Raw genomic sequence first — 18,648 nt, 5'->3', positions numbered from 1 at the left:
CAAAACGCAACAACCCAAAGGGGGTAGACCCCGTTCTTGCGTGGGGTCCTATTTTTCTGGTGAAGCGGTCGCAGTGCAATAAGTCATTGATTCATAAAAATATTTCACGACTGGACAAGCAGCCAAAAAATCCGCTGGCAGTGGGAGTCAAGACTTACCCGGGGGTCCTCGCTTCTACGCGATCTGACAATCGTTCCACGTTGCCTCCCGTTCGGCCGGTCTGAGAGCCTGTGCCGTGGGGGGCACAGTTCTTCTACTTTTTGGAGCGACCTTTATGAAGGCTATGAAGAAGACGAAGTCCCTAGTCGCGATTGCGGTGGGCATGTGTCTCGCCGGTGTCGTGTTGGCCCAGGGCACCGCCGGTAACGTGAGCGGTGTGGCCAAGGCGGGTACCGTCGTCGTGATTTCCAATGACAGCGGCTTCACCCGTACCGTCACCGCCGACTCGAGCGGCCGTTTCGCCGTCAACCAGCTGCCGGTGGGTGAGTACAAGGTCGAAGCCAAGGGCCTCGGCACCCGCACCATCACCGTGACCATCGGTTCGACGACCGGCGTTTCCTTCGAGAACACGCTGGACACCGTGACCGTGGTGGGCACCAAGGTCATGATCGACACCTCGTCGACCGACGTGCGTACCGTGATCACCGCCAAGGAACTGGCCCGCCTGCCGCTGACGCAGTCGGCCCAGGCCATCGCCCTGCTGACCCCGGGTGCCAATGCAGGTTCCGGCGCCTACTTCGGCGGCCTGACCTCGTTCGGCGGCGCCGGCGTTTCGGAAAACGCCTATTACGTCAACGGCTACTTTAGCGGCGAACCGCTGAGCAACCTGGGCCAGTTCGAACTGCCCTACGGCGCCATCGCTCAGCAGGAAACCTACACCGGTGGCTACGGCGCCAAGTACGGCCGTTCGGCCGGCGGCGTGATCAGCCAGGTGGGCAAGAGCGGCACGAACAACTTCGTGTACGGCGGCCAGTTCGTGTTCTCGCCCAATGGTCTGCGTGCCAAGTCGCCTGACACCTACTACCCTAAGATCAGCCTCCCGTCGGGTTACAACTATGCCAGCGCGTCCCTGCCGGGCACGCTGTATCGTCGCGGCGGCCAGGACACGCGTGAAAGCGTCAAGGTCAGCGCCTACGCCGGCGGCCCCATCATCCAGGACAAGCTGTTCGCTTTCGTGTCCCTGGAAAAGAGCGATGTCGACACCAAGACGGCACCTGCCGTTGGCACGGACTACACCACGCTCGGCACGACCAAGGACCCCAAGGCCTACGTCAAGCTGAACTGGAACGTCACCAACGACCACCTGCTGGAGTACACCTACCTGGGTGAAAAGTACGACTACAGCGGCACGCGCAATGCCTATGCCTTCGCCACCGGTGTGGAAGGTGCACCAGTGGCTGGCGTGCCGACGCCTGAGGTGCGCAATACCACGTACAACATCCTGAAGTACACGGGTTATCTGACCGACGACCTGACGCTGAGCGCTACCTATGGCCGCAGCACCTTCACGGACAAGCAGATCAACCCGTCCATCGTGCCTGGTCTGCCGGCCCTGGCCAGCACGACCCTGCAGAACCCGGCCTACAACGGCGGCAACCCCATCAACAACAACCAGGGTGGCTACCAGGCCCGTGACGGCCGCGACTACAGCAACGGTCTGCGTGCCGACCTGGAGTGGAAGCTGAATGCGGCTCACACGCTGGCCGTCGGTATCGATAACATCACCTTCAAGGCCGAGAACGAAGGCACGGCACAGGTGGCGGACCGTTGGATCTATGGTCGCCTGGGCAGCCCGGGCAACATCAGCACCACGCTGGGCGTTGGCAACCCGTACAACGCCGCCAACCCGAACGGCTACTACGTCTACAAGTACCTGTTCTCCACCGCCACGAGCATGTCGCTGGAGCAAAAGGCCTACTACCTTGAAGACCGCTGGAACCTGAGCAAGAACTTCCTGCTGACCCTGGGTCTGCGCAACGACGAGTTCACTAACAAGAACAACATCGGCCAGGCGTACATGAACGCCAAGAACCAGTGGGCACCGCGTATCGGCGCCGCTTGGGACGTGAATGGCGACGGCTCGATGAAGGCCTTCGGTAATGCCGGCCGCTACTTCCTGGCCATGCCCAACAGCGTGGCCGTGCGTGGCGCTTCGGCTTCGACCTTCACCCGCGACTATTACACCTACACCGGGATCGCCGCCAACGGCGCGCCCACGGGCCTGACTCCCGTGCCTGGCATCGGCGGCAAGCCGGCTCCGGGCCCGGTCTCGAGCAACGGTGAGTACGGCACGCCGGTCGACGTCGAAGCCTTCGCTCCGAAGGACCTGAAGAACATGTACCAGGACGAGTTCATCCTGGGCTTCGAGAAGTCGCTGGCCAAGGGTTGGACCGCTGGTGTCAAGGTGACCCACCGCGCACTGAAGTCGTCCATCGATGACTTCTGCGATGGCGATGCACTGGCTACGGCAGCTGGCCTGACGATCACCGGCAACGATGCCAACACCGGCAAGTACATCGCTCAGGACAAGGCTGGCAAGGGCTACTACGTTGGCCACTGCTACATGTTCAACCCGGGCGGCTCGGCCACCTACAGCTTCGAAGCCATCGGTGGTGGTTCGCGTCTGCTGAAGAAGATCAGTTCGAAGGAACTGGGCTTCAAGGAAGGCGTGGAGCGCAAGTACAGCTCGATCGACCTGTTCCTGGAGCGTGCTTTCGACAATGTCTGGAGCGCACGAGTCGACTACACGTACTCGAAGCTGAAGGGCAACAACGAAGGTCAGGTGAAGTCTGAATTCGGTCAGGCCGACATCTCCAAGACGCAGGACTGGGATGCTGCGGCCCTGATGGAATACGCGAACGGCTACCTGTTCAACGACCGTCGCCACCAGCTGAAGTTCCGCGGCTCCTACCAGTTCGCCAAGGAATGGATGATCTCGGGCAATGCACGCGTGCTGTCGGGCTCTCCGGTCAGCTGCCTGGGCTACTTCAACCCCGGCAACATCGACGAGGGCTCGGCTGCGGCTGATCCGGTGGGCTATGGCTCGAGCTACCACACCTGTCTGGGCAAGGTGGCCAAGCCGGGCGACGTGCGCACGCCGTGGACCTACCAGATCGACATGGGCCTGCAGTACCGTCCGTCGATGCTGCAAGGCAAGCTGGCCATCACGGCCAACGTGTTCAACCTGCTGAACCAGCAAAAGGTTCGCCAGTACGACGTGACGTCGGAAAGCGATCCCTACACGGTCCGCAATGCCTTCATGATGCCGATCTCGTACCAGGCTCCTCGCTCGGCGCAAATCAGCGTGTCTTACGACTACTGATAGCCTGAATTCGCTTCACAGCGAATCGAAACCGGCCCCCAGCGGGCCGGTTTTTTTTCGTCCCTGCATCTGCCCCGGAAGCCTGGCCCTGGAAAATTTTGCGCTGTCAAGCCGCGCAATCCGGCTCGCGGACAAGGACAATCCTGCCCTTTCGCCGACCCCTTGTTTCCGAGTTCCTTGCTGCCTATGTCGAGTATCCAGGTCCGCCCCGCCACCTTGCGCGATGCCAAAGCCATTGCCGAGATCCATGTCGCCGCTTGGCAGGATGCCTACAAAGACCTGCTGCCCGCCAGCGCCCTGGACAGCATCTCGGTGCAAAAGCGCCAGGCCTTCTGGCGCGAGGCCATCGACTACGCCGAGCCGCAGGTGCTGGTGGCCCACCTGGACAACCAGATCATGGGCTTCGCCGGCTTCGACCGCTCGCGCGACAAGGGCTCGCCGGCCACCACCGGCGAGATCTGGGCCATCTATGCCTCGCCGGTCCATTGGGACAAGGGTGTGGGCCTGGCCCTCTGGGATGCCGCCCGTGACGGGCTGCAGGAAGAGGGCTGCACCAAGGTCACGCTGTGGACCTATCTGCGCAATGAACGCGCGCTGCGCTTCTTCGAGCTGGCCGGCTTCAAGCGCGAGCTGGGCAGCGTGAAAACCACCGAGGTCGGAGGCGTGCGCCTCGAGGAACTGCGACTGCAGCGCAGCCTGGTCTAAGACTCGTTCCGCTCGCCCCGGCGATGAGCAAGTTCGACACCTCCATGGGTGGAGGCATGTGGCGCGTCGTGTTCTACGAGCGCCGTGGCAGCCATGTGCACGTGGACAAGACGGGCCCCTGGCTACCAGGCAAGAGCAAGGCCAGGCTGTGGGCCGACTGGTTTCTGCAGCAGGGCTATCACGTAGCCCTGCAGGACCAGAGCGGCAGCGTGGAGAAGATCAGCCAGGGCCTGCCGGGCTGAAGCAGATCAGGACGCTGCGCGATAGCCACGGCGTGACAGGGCCCAACCCTCGGTGGCCATCTCGCTGCCATGCTTTTGCACATGGACTGGCGAGAGCCGCTTGGCAGCCGCGCGCTGCACCAGGCTCTCCGCCTGCTCGGCCGTGAGGCTCAGCGCAAAGCGGGTCCAGCGTTTCATCACCAGGGCATCGCCCCAGGCATCTTCCAGCGCCCAGCGGATCTCGTGCGGCTGCTGCAGGGCATCGACCTTCAGCACCCGGGGCACCAAAGCCATGACGAAGCGGTTGAAGTCGGCCTTGGCGGCCTCGCTCGGCAGCAGGGCTTCCAGGCGTGACAGGCGCTGGCTCCAGCCCGGCGTGGCCAGCTGGCGGGTCAGCAGGGCCTGCAGTGCCTGGATCGGGTTGAACAGGCGCAGGCGGTTGGGCGGCATCACGCTCAAGGGGATCAGCGCCGCCTCTTCATGCGGCAGCTCGGTGACGAAGCTGCACAGCACGGCCACGCGCTGCCATTGCTGCGGGCCGAGGCCGGCGATCTCATGGATGGGGCCTTGGGCCACGCTTTGCGCCAGCTCGGTGGCGCTGGCATGGCCGTGGCGGGCTTTGGCCCGATTGGCGGCTGCACTCATCAGCACCAGGTTGCCGGCGGCATAGCCAGCGTCGTCGCGCACGCGGTCGATCGAACCCTGACCCTCGAGCGGGCAGCGCAGGATGGGGCAGTGTGTCGTCTCGAGTTGCTGCAGGTAGTTGGGCGTCAGCTGCAGGGCCTCGAACTGGCGGCCGCGGGCCCAGGCATGGGTGCGCAGCTGCAGGCACTGGTTCACGTGGCGCGAGGCCTTCAGGGTGCGGCTGCCGAAGGTGGCGCGCCCGGCCTGCCAGCCCTGCAGCAAGGGCGAGGTGGTGAACAAATGGTCGATGGGCGGCGTGAGGCCATGGTGGGCGAAGTCCCAGCCCAGCTCATAGCCGAGGCGGCTGTGGGCCGAGGTCTCGGCCGGCTGGCGAATCACGGTGGCGGCTTCCAGCCCCAGTTCGATCTGGGCTTGCGGTGCGGCGGTGACGGCGAGGGTAGCGATCTGGGCCATGGTGTGCTCCTGGTTGGCTGAAAGCCTTGGTTGGCAGGCTTGTGGCACAGTCTCGCGGCCAGGTGGCTCAAGGCGTGAGCTACCTAGAAATGAGGGTCGCCATGGATCGCACCGAACGCTTCTACAAGATTGAAATGCTCATCCGCCACCGCGAATGCGTGAGCTTTGCGACGCTGCTGGAGGCGCTGGAGGTCTCGCCCGCCACGCTGAAGCGCGACCTGCAGTACCTGCGCGAGCGCATGGATGCGCCCATCGAGTACGACGCCCTGGCCAATGGCTACCGCCTGGTCCAGCAATGGAAGGGCCAGGCCCAGCATGAGCTGCCCGGCGTCTGGTTCAGCGAGAAGGAGCTGCATGCGCTGCTGACCATGCACCAGCTGCTCTCCGGCCTCGATGAAGACGGCATCCTGGCCCGCCACCTGCAGCCCATGTTCGACAAGCTCACCGGCATGCTCGGGAACGACCCAGCCGAGGCGCGCGAGCTGACGCGACGCATCAAGCTGATCAACACAGCCCGGCGGCGGGCACCGTCGGCCTTCTTCGAGACCGTGGGCAGTGCCGTGGTCAAGCGCCAGCGCCTGAAGCTGCGCTACCGCAAGCGGGCTGTGGGCGGTGGCGAGGCGAGCGAGCGGGAGGTGTCGCCGCAGCGCCTCGTGCACTACCGCAATACCTGGTACCTGGATGCCTGGTGCCACCGCAGCGAAGGTCTGCGCCGCTTTGCGCTGGACGCTATGGAGGCAGCCGAGCTGCTGGACGCCAAGGCGCGCACGCTGTCGGTGAAGCAGCTGGAAGAAGAACTGGACCGGGGCTATGGCATCTTTGCTGGCGGCCAGGAGCAGCGCGCCGAGCTGGTGTTCAGCGCCGAGGCGGCGGCCTGGGTGTCACGCGAGGAGTGGCATCCGCAGCAGCAGAGCGAATGGCTGCCCGACGGCCGGTGGCGGCTGCAGCTGCCCTTTGTGGATGCCACCGAGCTCTTGATGGACCTGTGGCGCCATGCCGGCCAGGTCGAGGTGCTGGCGCCACCCGCCTTGCGCGAGGCCTATGCGAGGCGTTTGCGCGAGGCGGTGGCTCGGCTGAGTTGATCAGCCCTTCTTCTCGGCAGCTGCCTGCTCGGCCTTGTCGGCCTCTTCGTAGCGCTTCAGGCGGGCGCTGTTCCAGTACATGTCGTCGCCGCCCTTGCCGTCGAGGTTGGCGCGGTTGAGCACGCGGGCCAGCACGAACATCAGGTCGGACAGGCGGTTCAGGTACTGGCGCGGCGGCGCATTGATGGGCTCGGAGCCGACCAGGGTGATGACGGTGCGCTCCGCGCGGCGCGCCACCGTGCGGCAGACATGGGCGATCGCAGCGCTGCGTGTGCCGGCCGGCAGGATGAATTCCTTCAGCCGGGGCAAGGTGGCGTTGTGGTCCGCCAGGGCCTGGTCCAGGCGCAGGACCGCGTCCATCTTCAAGAGCTCGTAGCCCGGCATGCTCAGCTCGCCGCCTAGGTTGAAGAGCTCGTGCTGGATGGTGATCAGGAGCTCGCGGATGTCGTCCGGCAGCGGCTCGGCCAGCAGCACGCCGATGTTGGAGTTGAGCTCGTCCACATCGCCCATGGCCTGCACGCGCAGGTGGTTCTTGGGCACGCGACTGCCGTCGCTGAGTCCGGTCGTGCCGTCGTCGCCGGTACGGGTGGCGATCTGTGAAAGTCGGTTGGCCATGCGGGTGTGCTTCCAGCGTCGAAACCCGCATCTTGCCTCATCGAGGCGCGTGCCTTCAGTGGCTCGAGCGCCGGCCGCTGCGGTGGAAAGCCGGCTTGTGCGGTTCGGCCTGATGGGGCGGTTGAGCGCCGCGCCCCCGTTTTCCATGCTCGGGCGGCGGCGCGATCTCCGTGCTGCCGCGTGGCGCGCCCAGCTTGGTCATCAACTCGCGCCAGAGCAGGGGCGGCGACTCGCGCCGGAAGGCCGTCAAGGCGGCGATCAGTGCCAGCAGGGCCAGTGCCAGCCAGACGAGGTTCTGTGCCATCCATTGCATGGTGATGCCCTCCATGGATTGATTGCCCTGCGGCCATCGTGGCACTGCCGCCGCGCGCTGACAAGGCCTGCCTAGAATCGGCCGGCACCCAGGAGATCCGTCGATGAATGCCGCCTTGCCCGCCTCGGCCACCGCCATGCGCACCGTGCCACCGGCCCTGCTCGCGCAGCTTGCCGAGCGCTTCGGCCCGCGCTGCTCCACGGCCCTCGCGCTGCGCGAGCAGCATGGCCGCGACGAGTCGCCGTTCGACGTGCCGCCGCCCGATTGCGTGGTGTTTGCCGAGTCGGCCGAGGAGGTCGCGTTCGTCGTGGCCCTGGCCGATGAGCATGCGGTGCCGGTCATCCCCTATGGCGCCGGCAGTTCGCTGGAAGGCCATCTGCTGGCGGTGCAGGGTGGCATCAGCCTGGACCTGACGCGGATGAACCGGATCCTGCGCGTCGATGCCGAGGATCTGACCGTGACCGTGCAGCCTGGCGTGACCCGCAACCAGCTGAATGCCGAGCTGCGTCATGCCGGCCTGTTCTTCCCCATCGACCCTGGCGCCGATGCCACGCTGGGCGGCATGGCCGCTACCCGCGCCAGCGGCACGAACGCCGTGCGCTACGGCACCATGCGCGAGAACGTGCTGGGCCTGCAGGTGGTGACGGCCGGCGGCGAGCTGATCAGCACCGGCTCGCGCGCCCGCAAGAGCAGCGCCGGCTACGACCTGACGCGGCTGATGGTGGGCAGCGAGGGCACGCTGGGCGTGATCACCGAACTCTCGCTCCGCATCTATCCGCTGCCTGAGGCAGTGTCGGCGGCGGTCTGCTTTTTCCCGAGCATCGATGCGGCGGTACAGACCACCATCCAGATCATCCAGCTGGGCATCCCGATTGCGCGCTGCGAGTTGCTGGATGCGAACTCGGTGCGCGCCGTCAACAAGCACGACAAGCTCAGCCTGCGCGAGGCGCCGATGCTCTTGATGGAGTTCCATGGCTCCGACGCGGGCGTGGCCGAGCAAGCGCAGGCGGTGCAGGACATCGCCAAGGACTTGGGCGGCGAAGACTTCGACTGGGCCACCACGCCCGAGGCCCGCACCAAGCTCTGGACGGCTCGCCACCACGCCTACCTCTCTGCCCTGCAGATGAAGCCCGGCTGCCGCTGCGTCACCACCGACACCTGCGTCCCCATCTCACGCCTGGCGGAGAGCATTGCGGACTCGGTGCGCGAGGTCGAGGCATCGGGCCTGCCGTACTTCATCGTCGGCCATGTGGGCGACGGCAACTTCCATCTGGGTTATCTGATCGACCCGGCGATTCCCGGGGAGCGTGAAACGGCCGAGGCCCTGAGCGCGCAGATGGTGGCGCGGGCGCTGCGCCTGGAAGGTACCTGCACCGGCGAGCACGGCATCGGCCTGCACAAGCAGGGCTTCCTGGTCGACGAGGCCGGCGAAGGCGCGGTGGCGATGATGCGCGCGATCAAGCTCGCGCTGGACCCGCGCAACATCATGAATCCCGGGAAGATCTTCGCGCTGTAGCGGGACACTCAATGCGCTGGAGCAGGGACTGACCAGCGCTTGGTCGTGTCGCCCTTGTCATTGACGCTTTCGAGGTGCACGCCGAAGCCCCACAGCCGCGCCACATGCTTGAGCACTTCCTGGCCGCTCTCGTGCAGCGGGCGGTTCATGTGCTGGGTGTGGCGCAGGGTCAGCGAGCGGTCGCCTCGCAGGTTGACATTCCAGACCTGGATGTTGGGCTCGCGGGTCGAGAGGTCGTACTGGCGTGACAAGGCCTCGCGCACATGCTGGTAGCCCGCCTCGTCGTGGATGGCCGAGATCTCGTACTCGTCTTCGGCCTCGTCATCGACGATGGAGAACAGCCGGAATTCGCGCATCAGCCTCGGGCTCAGGTACTGGCCGATGAAGCTCTCGTCCTTGAAGTTGCGCATCGCGTGGTTCAGCGTGGGCAGCCAGTCGGAGCCTGCGATGTCGGGGAACCATTCGCGGTCTTCGGCCGTCGGCGCCTCGCAGATGCGCTTGATGTCGGTGTACATCGCAAAGCCGAGGGCATAGGGGTTCAGGTTGGCCATGGGCGGCTGGGCGATCACATTGGTGTGCGATTTCAGCCACTCGATCATCATGCCGTCGGAGAGGTAGCCGTCGTCGTACATGGTGTTCAGCAAGCGGTGATGCCAGAAGGTGGCCCAGCCCTCGTTCATCACCTGCGTCTGGCGCTGCGGATAGAAGTACTGAGCGATCTTGCGGACGATGCGCACGATCTCGCGTTGCCAGGGCTCCAAGAGCGGTGCGTTCTTCTCGATGAAGTACAGCAGGTTCTCCTGCGGCTCGTCGGGGAAGCGACGCGCCTCGCGGCCTTCCTCGGCCTTGTCCTTGCCGCGCGGCAGGGTGCGCCAGAGGTCGTTGATCTGCTGCTGGGCGTGCTGCTCGCGGTCATGCAGCCGGGCGCGCTCCTGGGCCAGCGAGAGCTTGGCCGGGCGGCGGTAGCGGTCCACGCCGTGGTTCATCAGCGCGTGGCAGGAATCGAGCAATTGCTCGACCGCATCGAGCCCCTCGCGCTGCTCGCATTCGGCCACGAAGTTCTTCGCATAGACCAGGTAGTCGATGATGGACGAGGCATCGGTCCACATGCGGAACAGGTAGTTGCCCTTGAAGAAGCTGTTGTGGCCATAGCAGGCGTGGGCGATCACCAGGGCTTGCATGGCCATGGTGTTCTCTTCCATCAGGTAGGCGATGCAGGGGTCGGAGTTGATGACGATCTCGTAGGCCAGGCCCATCTGGCCGCGCTTGTAGTTGCGCTCGGTGGCGATGAACTCCTTGCCATAGCTCCAGTGCCGGTAGTTGACCGGCATGCCGACGGAGGCATAGGCATCCATCATCTGCTCGGCCGTGATCACCTCCAGCTGGTTGGGGTAGGTCTCAAGCCCGTAGCGCTCGGCCGTGGCGCGGATGACGTCGTGGTACTCGTCGATCAGCTCGAAGTTCCAGTCGCTGGGCGAGGGCAGCGGATGCTCGGGGCGCTTCAGGAGCGGCTTCATCTGCTTCAAGGGCGGCGGGCGGCGGCGGCCGCCGTACTCGTCCGACACATGGGCAATGCCGATGTTGCGGCGGTTCTCAGGGCTGCTCATGCTTTGGCTCCCTCCTTGCGAAAGAGGTCGCGGAATACCGGGTAGATCTGGGCCACCTCGACCGCCTTGCGCATCGCGAAGTGCGGCACCTCCTCGGCCAGCTTGCCGTATTCCTCCCAGAGGTTCTGCTCGGCCTCCGCCACCTGCACATAGGCAAAGTAGCGGCACAGCGGCAGCAGCTGGTTGGCCAGGATCTCGCGGCACTTGCCGCTGTCGTGGTGCCAGTTGTCGCCATCGCTGGCCTGGGCGCCATAGATGTTCCATTCGCTCGGCGAGTAGCGCTCGCGGATGACCTGTTCCATCAGCACCAGGGCCGAGGAGACCACGGTGCCGCCGGTTTCCGTGGCATGGAAGAAGTTCTGCTCGTCCACCTCCTGCGCCTGCGTGTGGTGGCGGATGAAGACCACGTCGATCTTCTCGTAGTGCCGGGTCAGGAACAGGTAGAGCAGGATGAAGAAGCGCTTGGCCAGGTCCTTGCGGCTCTCGTCCATCGAACCCGACACGTCCATCAGGCAGAACATCACGGCCCGCGTGGTGGGTACGGGCACGCGCACGCGGTTGCGGAAGCGCAGGTCGATGGGATCGAGAAAGGGGATCCGCTCGATGCGGCGTTTCAGCTCGGCGATGCGCGCCTCGGTTTCCTTCAGCACCGCCTGCACCTCGGGCTTGCCCAGGTCCTCATGCTTGAGCAGCAGGGCCAGGCGTTCTTCCAGCTCGTGCAACTCGCGGCGCTTGTCCATGCCGAGCGCAATGCGGCGACCCAGGGCGCCGCGCATCGAGCGCACCACATGCAGATTGGTGGGCGTGCCGTCGGAGACGAAGCCGGCGCGGTGGGTCTTGTACTCGGGCGTTTCGGCCAGCGTGGTGCGGGCCAGGTTGGGCAGGGCCAGGTCCTCGAAGAAAACCTGCATGAACTCTTCCTTGCTGAGGTGGAAGACGAAGTCGTCGTCGCCCTCGCCGGAGTCGCTGGCCTGGCTGCCGCCGCCGCCGCCCTGGCCGCCCTTGGGCTTGCCCACGCGGTCGCCCTTCACGTGCTCGGTATTGCCCGGGCGCACCACCTCGCGCACGCCGCCCTCGCCGTGGCCGAAGACCGGCTCGCTCAGGTCCCTCTTGGGAATGTGCACGTCCTCGCCGCGTTCCATGTCGCGGATGCCCCGGCCATCGACCGCGCGCCGCACGGCCTCGCGGATCTGCTCCTTGTGGCGGCGCAGAAAGCGCTCGCGATTGCCGACGGACTTGTTCTTGCCGGACAGCCTTCGATCAATGATCTGTTGCAAAGACATGGGCGGCCTTGCTCAGGGTTTGTTCAGGAACTCTTGCGTACCCTCAGATACCACTCACACAACAGCCGCACCTGCTTGGCCGTGTACCCCTTGTCCACCATGCGCTGGACGAAGTTCTCATGCTTCTTGGCCTCGTCGGCGCTGGCCTTGGCATTGAAGCTGATCACCGGCAGCAGCTCCTCGGTGTTCGAGAACATCTTCTTCTCGATCACCGTGCGCAGCTTCTCGTAGCTGGTCCAGGCCGGGTTCTTGCCGTTGTTGCCGGCACGGGCCCGCAAGACGAAGTTGACGATCTCGTTGCGGAAGTCCTTGGGGTTGCTGATGCCGGCCGGTTTCTCGATCTTCTCGAGCTCGCCGTTCAGGGCCGAGCGGTCGAAGACCTCGCCGGTGTCGGTGTCGCGGTACTCCTGGTCCTGGATCCAGTAGTCGGCATAAGTGACGTAGCGGTCGAAGATGTTCTGGCCGTACTCGGAATAACTCTCAAGATAGGCGGTCTGAATTTCCTTGCCGATGAACTCGGCGTAGCGCGGCGCCAGTGCCTCCTTGATGAAGCCGATGTACTTCTGCTCGGTCTCGGCCGGGAACTGTTCGCGCTCGATCTGCTGCTCCAGCACATACATCAGGTGCACCGGATTGGCCGCCACCTCGGCGCTGTCGAAGTTGAAGACCTTGGAGATGATCTTGTAGGCAAAGCGCGTGCTGATGCCCGTCATGCCCTCGTCGACGCCCGCGTAGTCGCGGTACTCCTGGTAGCTCTTGGCGCGCGGGTCGGTGTCCTTGAGGTTCTCTCCGTCGTAGATCTGCATCTTGGAGTACAGCGAGCTGTTCTCCGGTTCCTTCAGCCGCGTGAGGATGGCGAACTGGCTCATCATCTTCAAGGTGCCGGGTGCGCACTTGGCCTGGGCCAGGGACGAGCCGCGTATCAGCTTCTCGTAGATCTTCACTTCCTCGCTGACGCGCAGGCAGTAAGGCACCTTGACGATGTAGATGCGGTCCAGGAAGGCCTCGTTGTTCTTGTTGTTGCGGAAGGTCTTCCACTCACTCTCGTTGCTGTGGGCCAGCACGATGCCGTCGAAGGGGATGGCACCGAAACCTTCCGTGCCCTTGAAGTTGCCCTCTTGCGTGGCGGTGAGCAGCGGATGCAGGACCTTGATCGGCGCCTTGAACATCTCGACGAATTCCAGCAGGCCTTGATTGGCCAGGCAGAGGCCGCCGCTGTAGCTGTAGGCGTCCGGGTCGTCCTGCGCATAGGTCTCGAGCTTGCGGATGTCGACCTTGCCGACGAGGCTGGAGATGTCCTGGTTGTTCTCGTCGCCCGGCTCGGTCTTGGCCACGCCCACCTGCTTCAGCACACTGGGGTAGCGCTTGATCACCTTGAAGCGGCGGATGTCGCCGCCGTATTCATCGAGGCGCTTGACGGCCCAGGGGCTGAGAATGCGGTTCAGGTAGCGGCGCGGGATGCCGAACTCGCGCTCCAGCGCCGGCCCGTCCTCGACGGCATCAAAGAGGCCGAGCGGCGTCTCGTTGACCGGCGAGCCGGCCAATGAGTAGAAGGGCACCTGTTCCATCAGCTGTTTGAGCCGCTCGGCGATGGAGCTCTTGCCGCCGCCGACCGGGCCCAGCAGGTAGAGGATCTGCTTCTTCTCTTCCAGGCCTTGCGCGGCATGACGGAAGTAGCTGACCACCTGCTCGATGGAGTCTTCCATGCCGAAGAACTCGGCGAAGGCAGGGTAGATCTTGATGGTCTTGTTGGCGAACAGCCGCGAGAGCCGGGGGTCGTTGCGGGTGTCGACCATCTGCGGCTCGCCGATGGCCTGCAGCATGCGCTCGGCGGCGGTGGCGTAGGCGAGCGGGTTGCGCTTGCATTCGGCCAGGTACTCCTCCAGCGTGAGTTCCTCGACCTTGGTGCGTTCGTAGCGAGCCGCGAAATTCTTGATCACATCCATGCTGACCTCCAGGGGCAATCCGTGGGGGCGCCGGACAGGTTGCGTCCGGCGTCGTCTGGGAAGTTCTGATGGCGTCCTCGAACCCGGTGAAGCCCGGGGGCGTCATCAGAGCTTTCCGCGTCAGCGCGGGGCTCGAATCAAGCTTCGTTCATGGTCGGCGGCGTGATGGTTTGAAAAGCCTTTGCTTCGCCCTTCAACACGAACAATCCGTCGACCGTTGACACCATGCTACGCCGAACAAGCACAAGCTGCGATGGCAAGACCTGGCACCCGTTCACGGGGCTGGCGCGCTGGTGATGATGATGCATGCTGAGCCTTGGACTACAGATCCGCAAAGAAGAAAGCCGTGCGTGATGCACGGCTTTTCTTGCATAAGCGCCCGGCAGATCTATTGCGGGCCGCGCAGCTTGTCGATCAGGCCGTTCAGTTCGTCGAGTGAACCGAACTGGATGCTCACCTCGCCCTGCTCGCCACGCTTGGTGCGCTTCTTCACATGGATCTCGACCTGGGCGGCCAGCAGGTCCGACAGTTCTTCTTCCAGGCGGAGCACGTCGCGGCTCTTGCTGTTCTTGACGCGCAGCAAGGGCGTCTGGCGGGCCGCACCCTGCTGGCGCTGCACCAGCTTCTCGGCTTCGCGCACGCTGAGCTTCTTGGTGGCGATCTCGGTGGCGCTGGTGATCTGGTGCGCGCCATCGAGCGGCAGCAGGGCACGGGCATGGCCCATGTCGATGTCGCCGGCCATCAGCATGTTCTGCACCGGCTCGGCCAGCTGCAGGAGGCGCAGCAGGTTGCTGGCAGCGCTGCGTGAGCGGCCCACGGCCTGGGCGGCCTGCTCATGCGTCAGGTGGAACTCGTTGACCAGGCGTTGCAGGCCTTGCGCTTCTTCCAGCGGATTCAGGTCTTCACGCTGGATGTTCTCGATCAGGGCCATGGCGGCCGCGGCTTCGTCGGGCACGGCCTTGACCAGCACCGGCACCTCGCGCAGGCCGGCCAGCTTGGCGGCGCGGAAGCGGCGTTCGCCGGCAATGATCTCGTAGCGGGCGTCGCCATTGGGCGTGATCGGCCGCACCAGGATGGGCTGCATGATGCCCTGGCCCTTGATGCTCTCGGCCAGCTCGTACAGCGAGCCCTCGTCCATGCGCGTGCGCGGCTGGTACTTGCCGGCCTGCAGCCATTCCAGCCTCAGGGTGCTGGGGTCGCCGTCGCGGGTGGCGGCGGGCGTGTCGCTGACCTTGGGGCCCAGCAGGGCTTCCAGGCCGAGGCCGAGGCCTTTGGGTTTTTTCGTGACCATAGCCGGCGATTGTCCCTTACCGCCGCAGCTGGGCCAGCAGGGAGCGACCCTCGGGCCAGTCGCCGAGGCCAGAATCGGCGTTCAGATGCCCGCGCGGACCCGCCAGCACGAGCTCGGATCCCCAGCCGTTCACGAGGGCCGTCGAACGCTCCAGCGAGCCATACGGGTCGTCGCTGCTCAGCACGGCAACGCTGGCAAATGGCAGGCGGCCGCGCCGCATCTGACGCCAGTTGTGCAGCTGCGGCGGGAAGTCTTCGCGCTCGCAGTCCGGTGGTGCCACCAGCAGCGCGCCGACCACGCGAGCCGTGTGCTGCGAATGCTCGGCCCAGCCGGCCACCAGGTGGCAGCCCAGGCTGTGGGCCACCAGCAGGGCGGGTTGCTCGTTGCTCAGCAGCTCCTCGTCCAGCCGGGCCATCCAGTCGCCCCGGCGCGGCCACAGCCAATCGTCCTGCTCGACGCGCTGGTCGCCATGGAGCAGCTCCCAGCGGCTCTGCCAGTGGCCGGGGCCGGAGTTCTGCCAGCCGGGCAGTATCAACACACGCGGGGAGTCGGACATGGTCTTGGCCTTATGCTTCGCACTCTTTTGATTGATCGATTGAATTGTGCTGGAGAGCGGGATGACGAAGTTCGCGGTGTATGTGGATGGCCAGGAAGGCACGACCGGCCTGCGCATCAACGAGTACCTGTCCGAGCGCAAGGACATCGAGGTCCTGAAGATTGACGCCGACAAGCGCAAGGACCCGGCCGAACGCGCCCGGCTCTTGAACGCCGCCGACGTGGCCTTCCTGTGCCTGCCGGACGCCGCTTCGCGCGAAGCGGCGGCCATGATCACCAACCCCAACACCTGCCTGATCGACGCCAGCACGGCCCACCGCACGGTGCCCGGCTGGGCCTTCGGTCTGCCCGAGCTGGCCCCGGGCCAGCGCGACAAGATCCGCGCCGCCAAGCGCATCGCCAACCCGGGCTGCCATGCGAGCGCCTTCATTCTGGCTGTGCGTCCCTTGGTCGATGCCGGCCTGCTGGCGCCCGAGGCCTTGATCAGCGCGACCTCGATCACCGGCTACTCGGGCGGGGGCAAGTCGATGATCGCCCAATACGAGACGGCAAGTGAGCCCAAGCTCACGTCGCCGCGGCCCTACGCACTGGGCTTGGCCCACAAGCACCTGCCCGAGATGATGGCCCACACCGGGCTCAAGACTGCGCCGGTGTTCATGCCCATCGTCGGTAATTTTTACAAGGGCCTGGCAGTGACCGTGCCGCTGCACCTGAGTCAGTTGCGCGACGGTGCCAAGGCCGAAGACCTGCATGCCGCCCTGAGCCAGCATTACGAAGGCGAACGCTTCATTCGTGTGATGCCGCTGCGCGATGCCGAGACGCTGGCCGACGGCTTCTTCGACGTGCAGGCCTGCAATGACACCAACCGGGTCGACCTGTTTGTCTTCGCCAGCGAGACACAGGCGCTCGTGATGGCGCGCCTGGACAACCTGGGCAAGGGCGCCAGCGGTGCCGCCGTGCAAAGCATGAACGTGCACCTGGGCGTCGACGAGGCGCTGGGGCTTTGAGCTCGGAAAGCCGGCGCTGGCAGCTGGGCCTGCCGGTCGAGGATGCCGAACGCGTCGCCGAGGGCGAACATGCCTACCGGCAGGCGCAGGCCCAGGCGACGGGTGGCCGGCCGCAGGCCTTCTCGCTGGGGCTCTACGAGGGTGAGGCCCTGGTGGCTGGTCTGACCGGCCATACCGAGTTCCAACGTCTGTTCATCGACCAGGTCTGGGTCGAGGACGAATGGCGCGGCGGCGGCCTGGGCACGGCCGTGATGCGCCGGGCCGAGGCCGAGGCGCTGCGCCTGGGTTGTCTGGACGCCCTGGTCGAGACCTTGTCGGACCGCACGGCCGACTGGTTCGAAAGCCTCGGCTTCACGTCCGTGGCCCATGTGCACGACTACCTGCCGGGCTTCACCCGCCACATCCTGATCAAGGTCTGGAAGCCGCGCGATTGAGGCGAGCGCTGCCGCTCGGTTCCTAACGGCCCGGGTGTGAGCCTTGGTGATCAGCTTGCAGGACCTGGCTCAGTCGGCCGCTGAAGGGTCCTTGCTGCGGTAGTGGTAGCGGTAGGCGAACTCGAAGCCGAGGCGGGTGTAGAGCCGCTTGGCCACGGCGTTGTCGGTGCCTACCTGCAGGTAGGCCTGGTACGCGCCTTGCGAGCGGGCCTCGCGCAAGAGTGCTGCACACAGTCTCAGCGCCTGGCCCTGGCCGCGTTGCGCGGGCGGCGTGAAGATGTCGAACAGGCCCGCAATGTCGCCCTCGACAACGATCTGCCCGAGGGCCTGCAACTCGCCGTCCGGACCTTCGAGGATGAAGCCTTGATAGGGCCGAGGCGCATGTTGCATGCGCTCGGCGTGGGCCTCGATCTCGACCTGGCTGGAGCCGCGCAGCCGGCCCACGAGGGCGGCGTAACGCGGGCCGTCGACAGGCCTCAGACCTGGGGTGGCGGGCAGTTCATCCAGCGAGGCGCGCACCATCACGTCGGCGGCATCGAACTCGAACCAGCCCAGGTTCTGCAGCCGCCGGTCCAGGTCGGCCGGCTGCGTGAAGGGTGTGATGCGGATGATCAGCGGCAGGCCGGACTTGGCGAACACCTGCTCGCAGCGGGCCAGCACCTGGGCCAGCGGCAGCCGACCTTCGGCCAGCGCATTGACACAGCGCGAGCGCTTGGCCTTGCCGGGAGAGAGGCGCAAGAGCCAGCCGTCGATCTCGGCTTCCTGCGGCGGCGCGCTGGCGTTGAGGCCGGCGGCTTCGGCGCGGCGGGCGAGAGCGCTGAGCTGGGTCATGCGTCTGTGTCTCGCCGCCTTGGGGGCTACTTCTTGCCCAACCGCCGCACCATCTCGCGTGCGAACTCGACAAAGGACTGGGCGCCCTTGGACGCCGGGTCGAACACCACGCCCGGCAGGCCGTAGCTCGGCGCCTCGGCCAGGCGCACATTGCGCGGGATGACGGTGTCGAACACCTTGTCGCCGAAGTGGGCCTTCAGCTGCTCGCTGACCTGCTGCTGCAGGGTAATGCGCGGGTCGAACATCACGCGCAAGAGGCCAATGATCTCCAGGTCCGGGTTCAGGTTGGCGTGGACCTGCTTGATGGTGTTGACCAGGTCGGACAGGCCTTCCAGCGCAAAGTACTCGCACTGCATCGGCACGACCACGCCGTGCGCCGAGCACAGGCCGTTCAGCGTCAGCATCGACAGCGAGGGCGGGCAGTCGATCAGCACAAAGTCGTAGTCGTCGTTGGCGGCGGCCAGGGCGGTCTTCAGTCGGCGCTCGCGGCGCTCCAGCTCCACCAGCTCGACCTCGGCGCCGGCCAGTTCGCGGTTGGCGCCCAGCACGTCGTAGCCGACCTTGTCGTTGCGGGTCTTGGCCTCGGCAATGGAGGCCGACTCCAGCAGCACGTCATAGACGCTCAGCTCCAGCTTGCGCTTGTCGATGCCCGAGCCCATGGTGGCATTGCCCTGCGGGTCCAGGTCCACCACCAGCACCCGCTGGCCGACCTGGGCCAGGCCGGCGGCCAGGTTGACCGTGGTGGTGGTCTTGCCGACCCCGCCCTTTTGATTGGCAATGCAGAAGATCTTGGCCATGGTGTCGTTGTTCTAAGCAGGCGAG

17 protein-coding genes are annotated in these 18,648 nt (G+C 65.4%); 7 read left to right on the top strand and 10 right to left on the bottom strand.

Annotated features, from left to right (window positions below; all coding sequences use genetic code 11):
* The first annotated feature begins 283 nt into the window (after window positions 1–283).
* The 3 genes from J7U46_RS22065 to J7U46_RS22055 all read left to right on the top strand — a co-directional run bounded on the left by J7U46_RS22065 (window position 284) and on the right by J7U46_RS22055 (window position 4,269).
* Window positions 284–3,322: a TonB-dependent receptor gene (locus tag J7U46_RS22065; protein WP_282829392.1), complete on the top strand. Its 3,039-nt coding sequence runs from the start codon at window positions 284–286 to the stop codon at window positions 3,320–3,322.
* Between the two features lie 186 nt (window positions 3,323–3,508).
* A complete protein-coding gene (locus tag J7U46_RS22060) occupies window positions 3,509–4,027 on the top strand; it encodes a GNAT family N-acetyltransferase (RefSeq protein ID WP_282829391.1) in 519 nt (172 codons plus the stop codon).
* 23 nt (window positions 4,028–4,050) lie between these two features.
* Window positions 4,051–4,269, top strand: a complete 219-nt coding sequence (locus tag J7U46_RS22055; RefSeq protein ID WP_282829390.1) for a hypothetical protein — start codon at window positions 4,051–4,053, stop codon at window positions 4,267–4,269.
* 6 nt (window positions 4,270–4,275) lie between these two features.
* On the opposite strand, the gene J7U46_RS22050 is transcribed toward J7U46_RS22055, so the two are convergent.
* The gene (locus J7U46_RS22050; RefSeq protein ID WP_282829388.1) at window positions 4,276–5,346 is read right to left on the bottom strand and encodes a hypothetical protein; all 1,071 of its coding nucleotides are present in this window, start codon (window positions 5,344–5,346) and stop codon (window positions 4,276–4,278) included.
* Between the two features lie 101 nt (window positions 5,347–5,447).
* Here J7U46_RS22050 and J7U46_RS22045 point away from each other — a divergent pair, with 101 nt between their 5' ends.
* Window positions 5,448–6,428: a WYL domain-containing transcriptional regulator gene (locus tag J7U46_RS22045; RefSeq protein ID WP_282829387.1), complete on the top strand. Its 981-nt coding sequence runs from the start codon at window positions 5,448–5,450 to the stop codon at window positions 6,426–6,428.
* On the opposite strand, the gene J7U46_RS22040 is transcribed toward J7U46_RS22045, so the two are convergent.
* Window positions 6,429–7,043 carry a cob(I)yrinic acid a,c-diamide adenosyltransferase gene (locus tag J7U46_RS22040; RefSeq protein WP_282829386.1) on the bottom strand — a complete coding sequence of 205 codons (615 nt, stop codon included), beginning with the start codon at window positions 7,041–7,043 and terminating at the stop codon, window positions 6,429–6,431.
* Window positions 7,044–7,098: 55 nt separating this feature from the next.
* The gene (locus tag J7U46_RS22035; RefSeq protein WP_282829385.1) at window positions 7,099–7,356 is read right to left on the bottom strand and encodes a hypothetical protein; all 258 of its coding nucleotides are present in this window, start codon (window positions 7,354–7,356) and stop codon (window positions 7,099–7,101) included.
* Between the two features lie 103 nt (window positions 7,357–7,459).
* Between J7U46_RS22035 and J7U46_RS22030 the strand changes: the two genes are divergently transcribed.
* Window positions 7,460–8,872, top strand: coding sequence for an FAD-linked oxidase C-terminal domain-containing protein (locus J7U46_RS22030; protein WP_282829384.1), 1,413 nt, complete (start codon window positions 7,460–7,462; stop codon window positions 8,870–8,872).
* An 8-nt stretch (window positions 8,873–8,880) separates the two neighbouring features.
* Here J7U46_RS22030 and J7U46_RS22025 read toward each other — a convergent pair whose 3' ends face one another.
* From J7U46_RS22025 to J7U46_RS22005, 5 genes are all read right to left on the bottom strand, one after another.
* On the bottom strand, window positions 8,881–10,389 hold the full coding sequence (locus J7U46_RS22025; protein WP_282829474.1) for a SpoVR family protein: 1,509 nt from the start codon (window positions 10,387–10,389) through the stop codon (window positions 8,881–8,883).
* 86 nt (window positions 10,390–10,475) lie between these two features.
* Window positions 10,476–11,762: a YeaH/YhbH family protein gene (locus tag J7U46_RS22020; protein ID WP_282829383.1), complete on the bottom strand. Its 1,287-nt coding sequence runs from the start codon at window positions 11,760–11,762 to the stop codon at window positions 10,476–10,478.
* Between the two features lie 23 nt (window positions 11,763–11,785).
* Window positions 11,786–13,708, bottom strand: coding sequence for a PrkA family serine protein kinase (locus J7U46_RS22015; protein ID WP_282829382.1), 1,923 nt, complete (start codon window positions 13,706–13,708; stop codon window positions 11,786–11,788).
* A gap of 388 nt (window positions 13,709–14,096) precedes the next feature.
* A complete protein-coding gene (locus J7U46_RS22010) occupies window positions 14,097–14,999 on the bottom strand; it encodes a ParB/RepB/Spo0J family partition protein (RefSeq protein WP_282829381.1) in 903 nt (300 codons plus the stop codon).
* Between the two features lie 16 nt (window positions 15,000–15,015).
* On the bottom strand, window positions 15,016–15,555 hold the full coding sequence (locus J7U46_RS22005; RefSeq protein ID WP_282829380.1) for an alpha/beta hydrolase: 540 nt from the start codon (window positions 15,553–15,555) through the stop codon (window positions 15,016–15,018).
* A gap of 61 nt (window positions 15,556–15,616) precedes the next feature.
* Between J7U46_RS22005 and argC the strand changes: the two genes are divergently transcribed.
* Complete coding sequence (argC, locus tag J7U46_RS22000; RefSeq protein ID WP_282829379.1) at window positions 15,617–16,561, top strand: N-acetyl-gamma-glutamyl-phosphate reductase; 945 nt, start codon at window positions 15,617–15,619, stop codon at window positions 16,559–16,561.
* The gene (locus J7U46_RS21995) at window positions 16,558–16,995 is read left to right on the top strand and encodes a GNAT family N-acetyltransferase (protein WP_282829377.1); all 438 of its coding nucleotides are present in this window, start codon (window positions 16,558–16,560) and stop codon (window positions 16,993–16,995) included. The genes argC and J7U46_RS21995 overlap by 4 nt, the downstream gene beginning before the upstream one ends.
* A 69-nt stretch (window positions 16,996–17,064) precedes the next feature.
* Here J7U46_RS21995 and J7U46_RS21990 read toward each other — a convergent pair whose 3' ends face one another.
* Window positions 17,065–17,826 (bottom strand): GNAT family N-acetyltransferase, encoded by a 762-nt coding sequence (locus J7U46_RS21990; RefSeq protein ID WP_282829375.1) that lies wholly within the window; start codon window positions 17,824–17,826, stop codon window positions 17,065–17,067.
* Window positions 17,827–17,852: 26 nt separating this feature from the next.
* Window positions 17,853–18,623, bottom strand: a complete 771-nt coding sequence (locus tag J7U46_RS21985; RefSeq protein WP_282829374.1) for an AAA family ATPase — start codon at window positions 18,621–18,623, stop codon at window positions 17,853–17,855.
* Between the last annotated feature and the right edge of the window lie 25 nt (window positions 18,624–18,648).

This window comes from Pelomonas sp. V22 (assembly GCF_030014915.1).
GTDB lineage: Bacteria > Pseudomonadota > Gammaproteobacteria > Burkholderiales > Burkholderiaceae_C > JAUASW01.
This window is presented reverse-complemented; position numbering and strand designations above follow the sequence as displayed.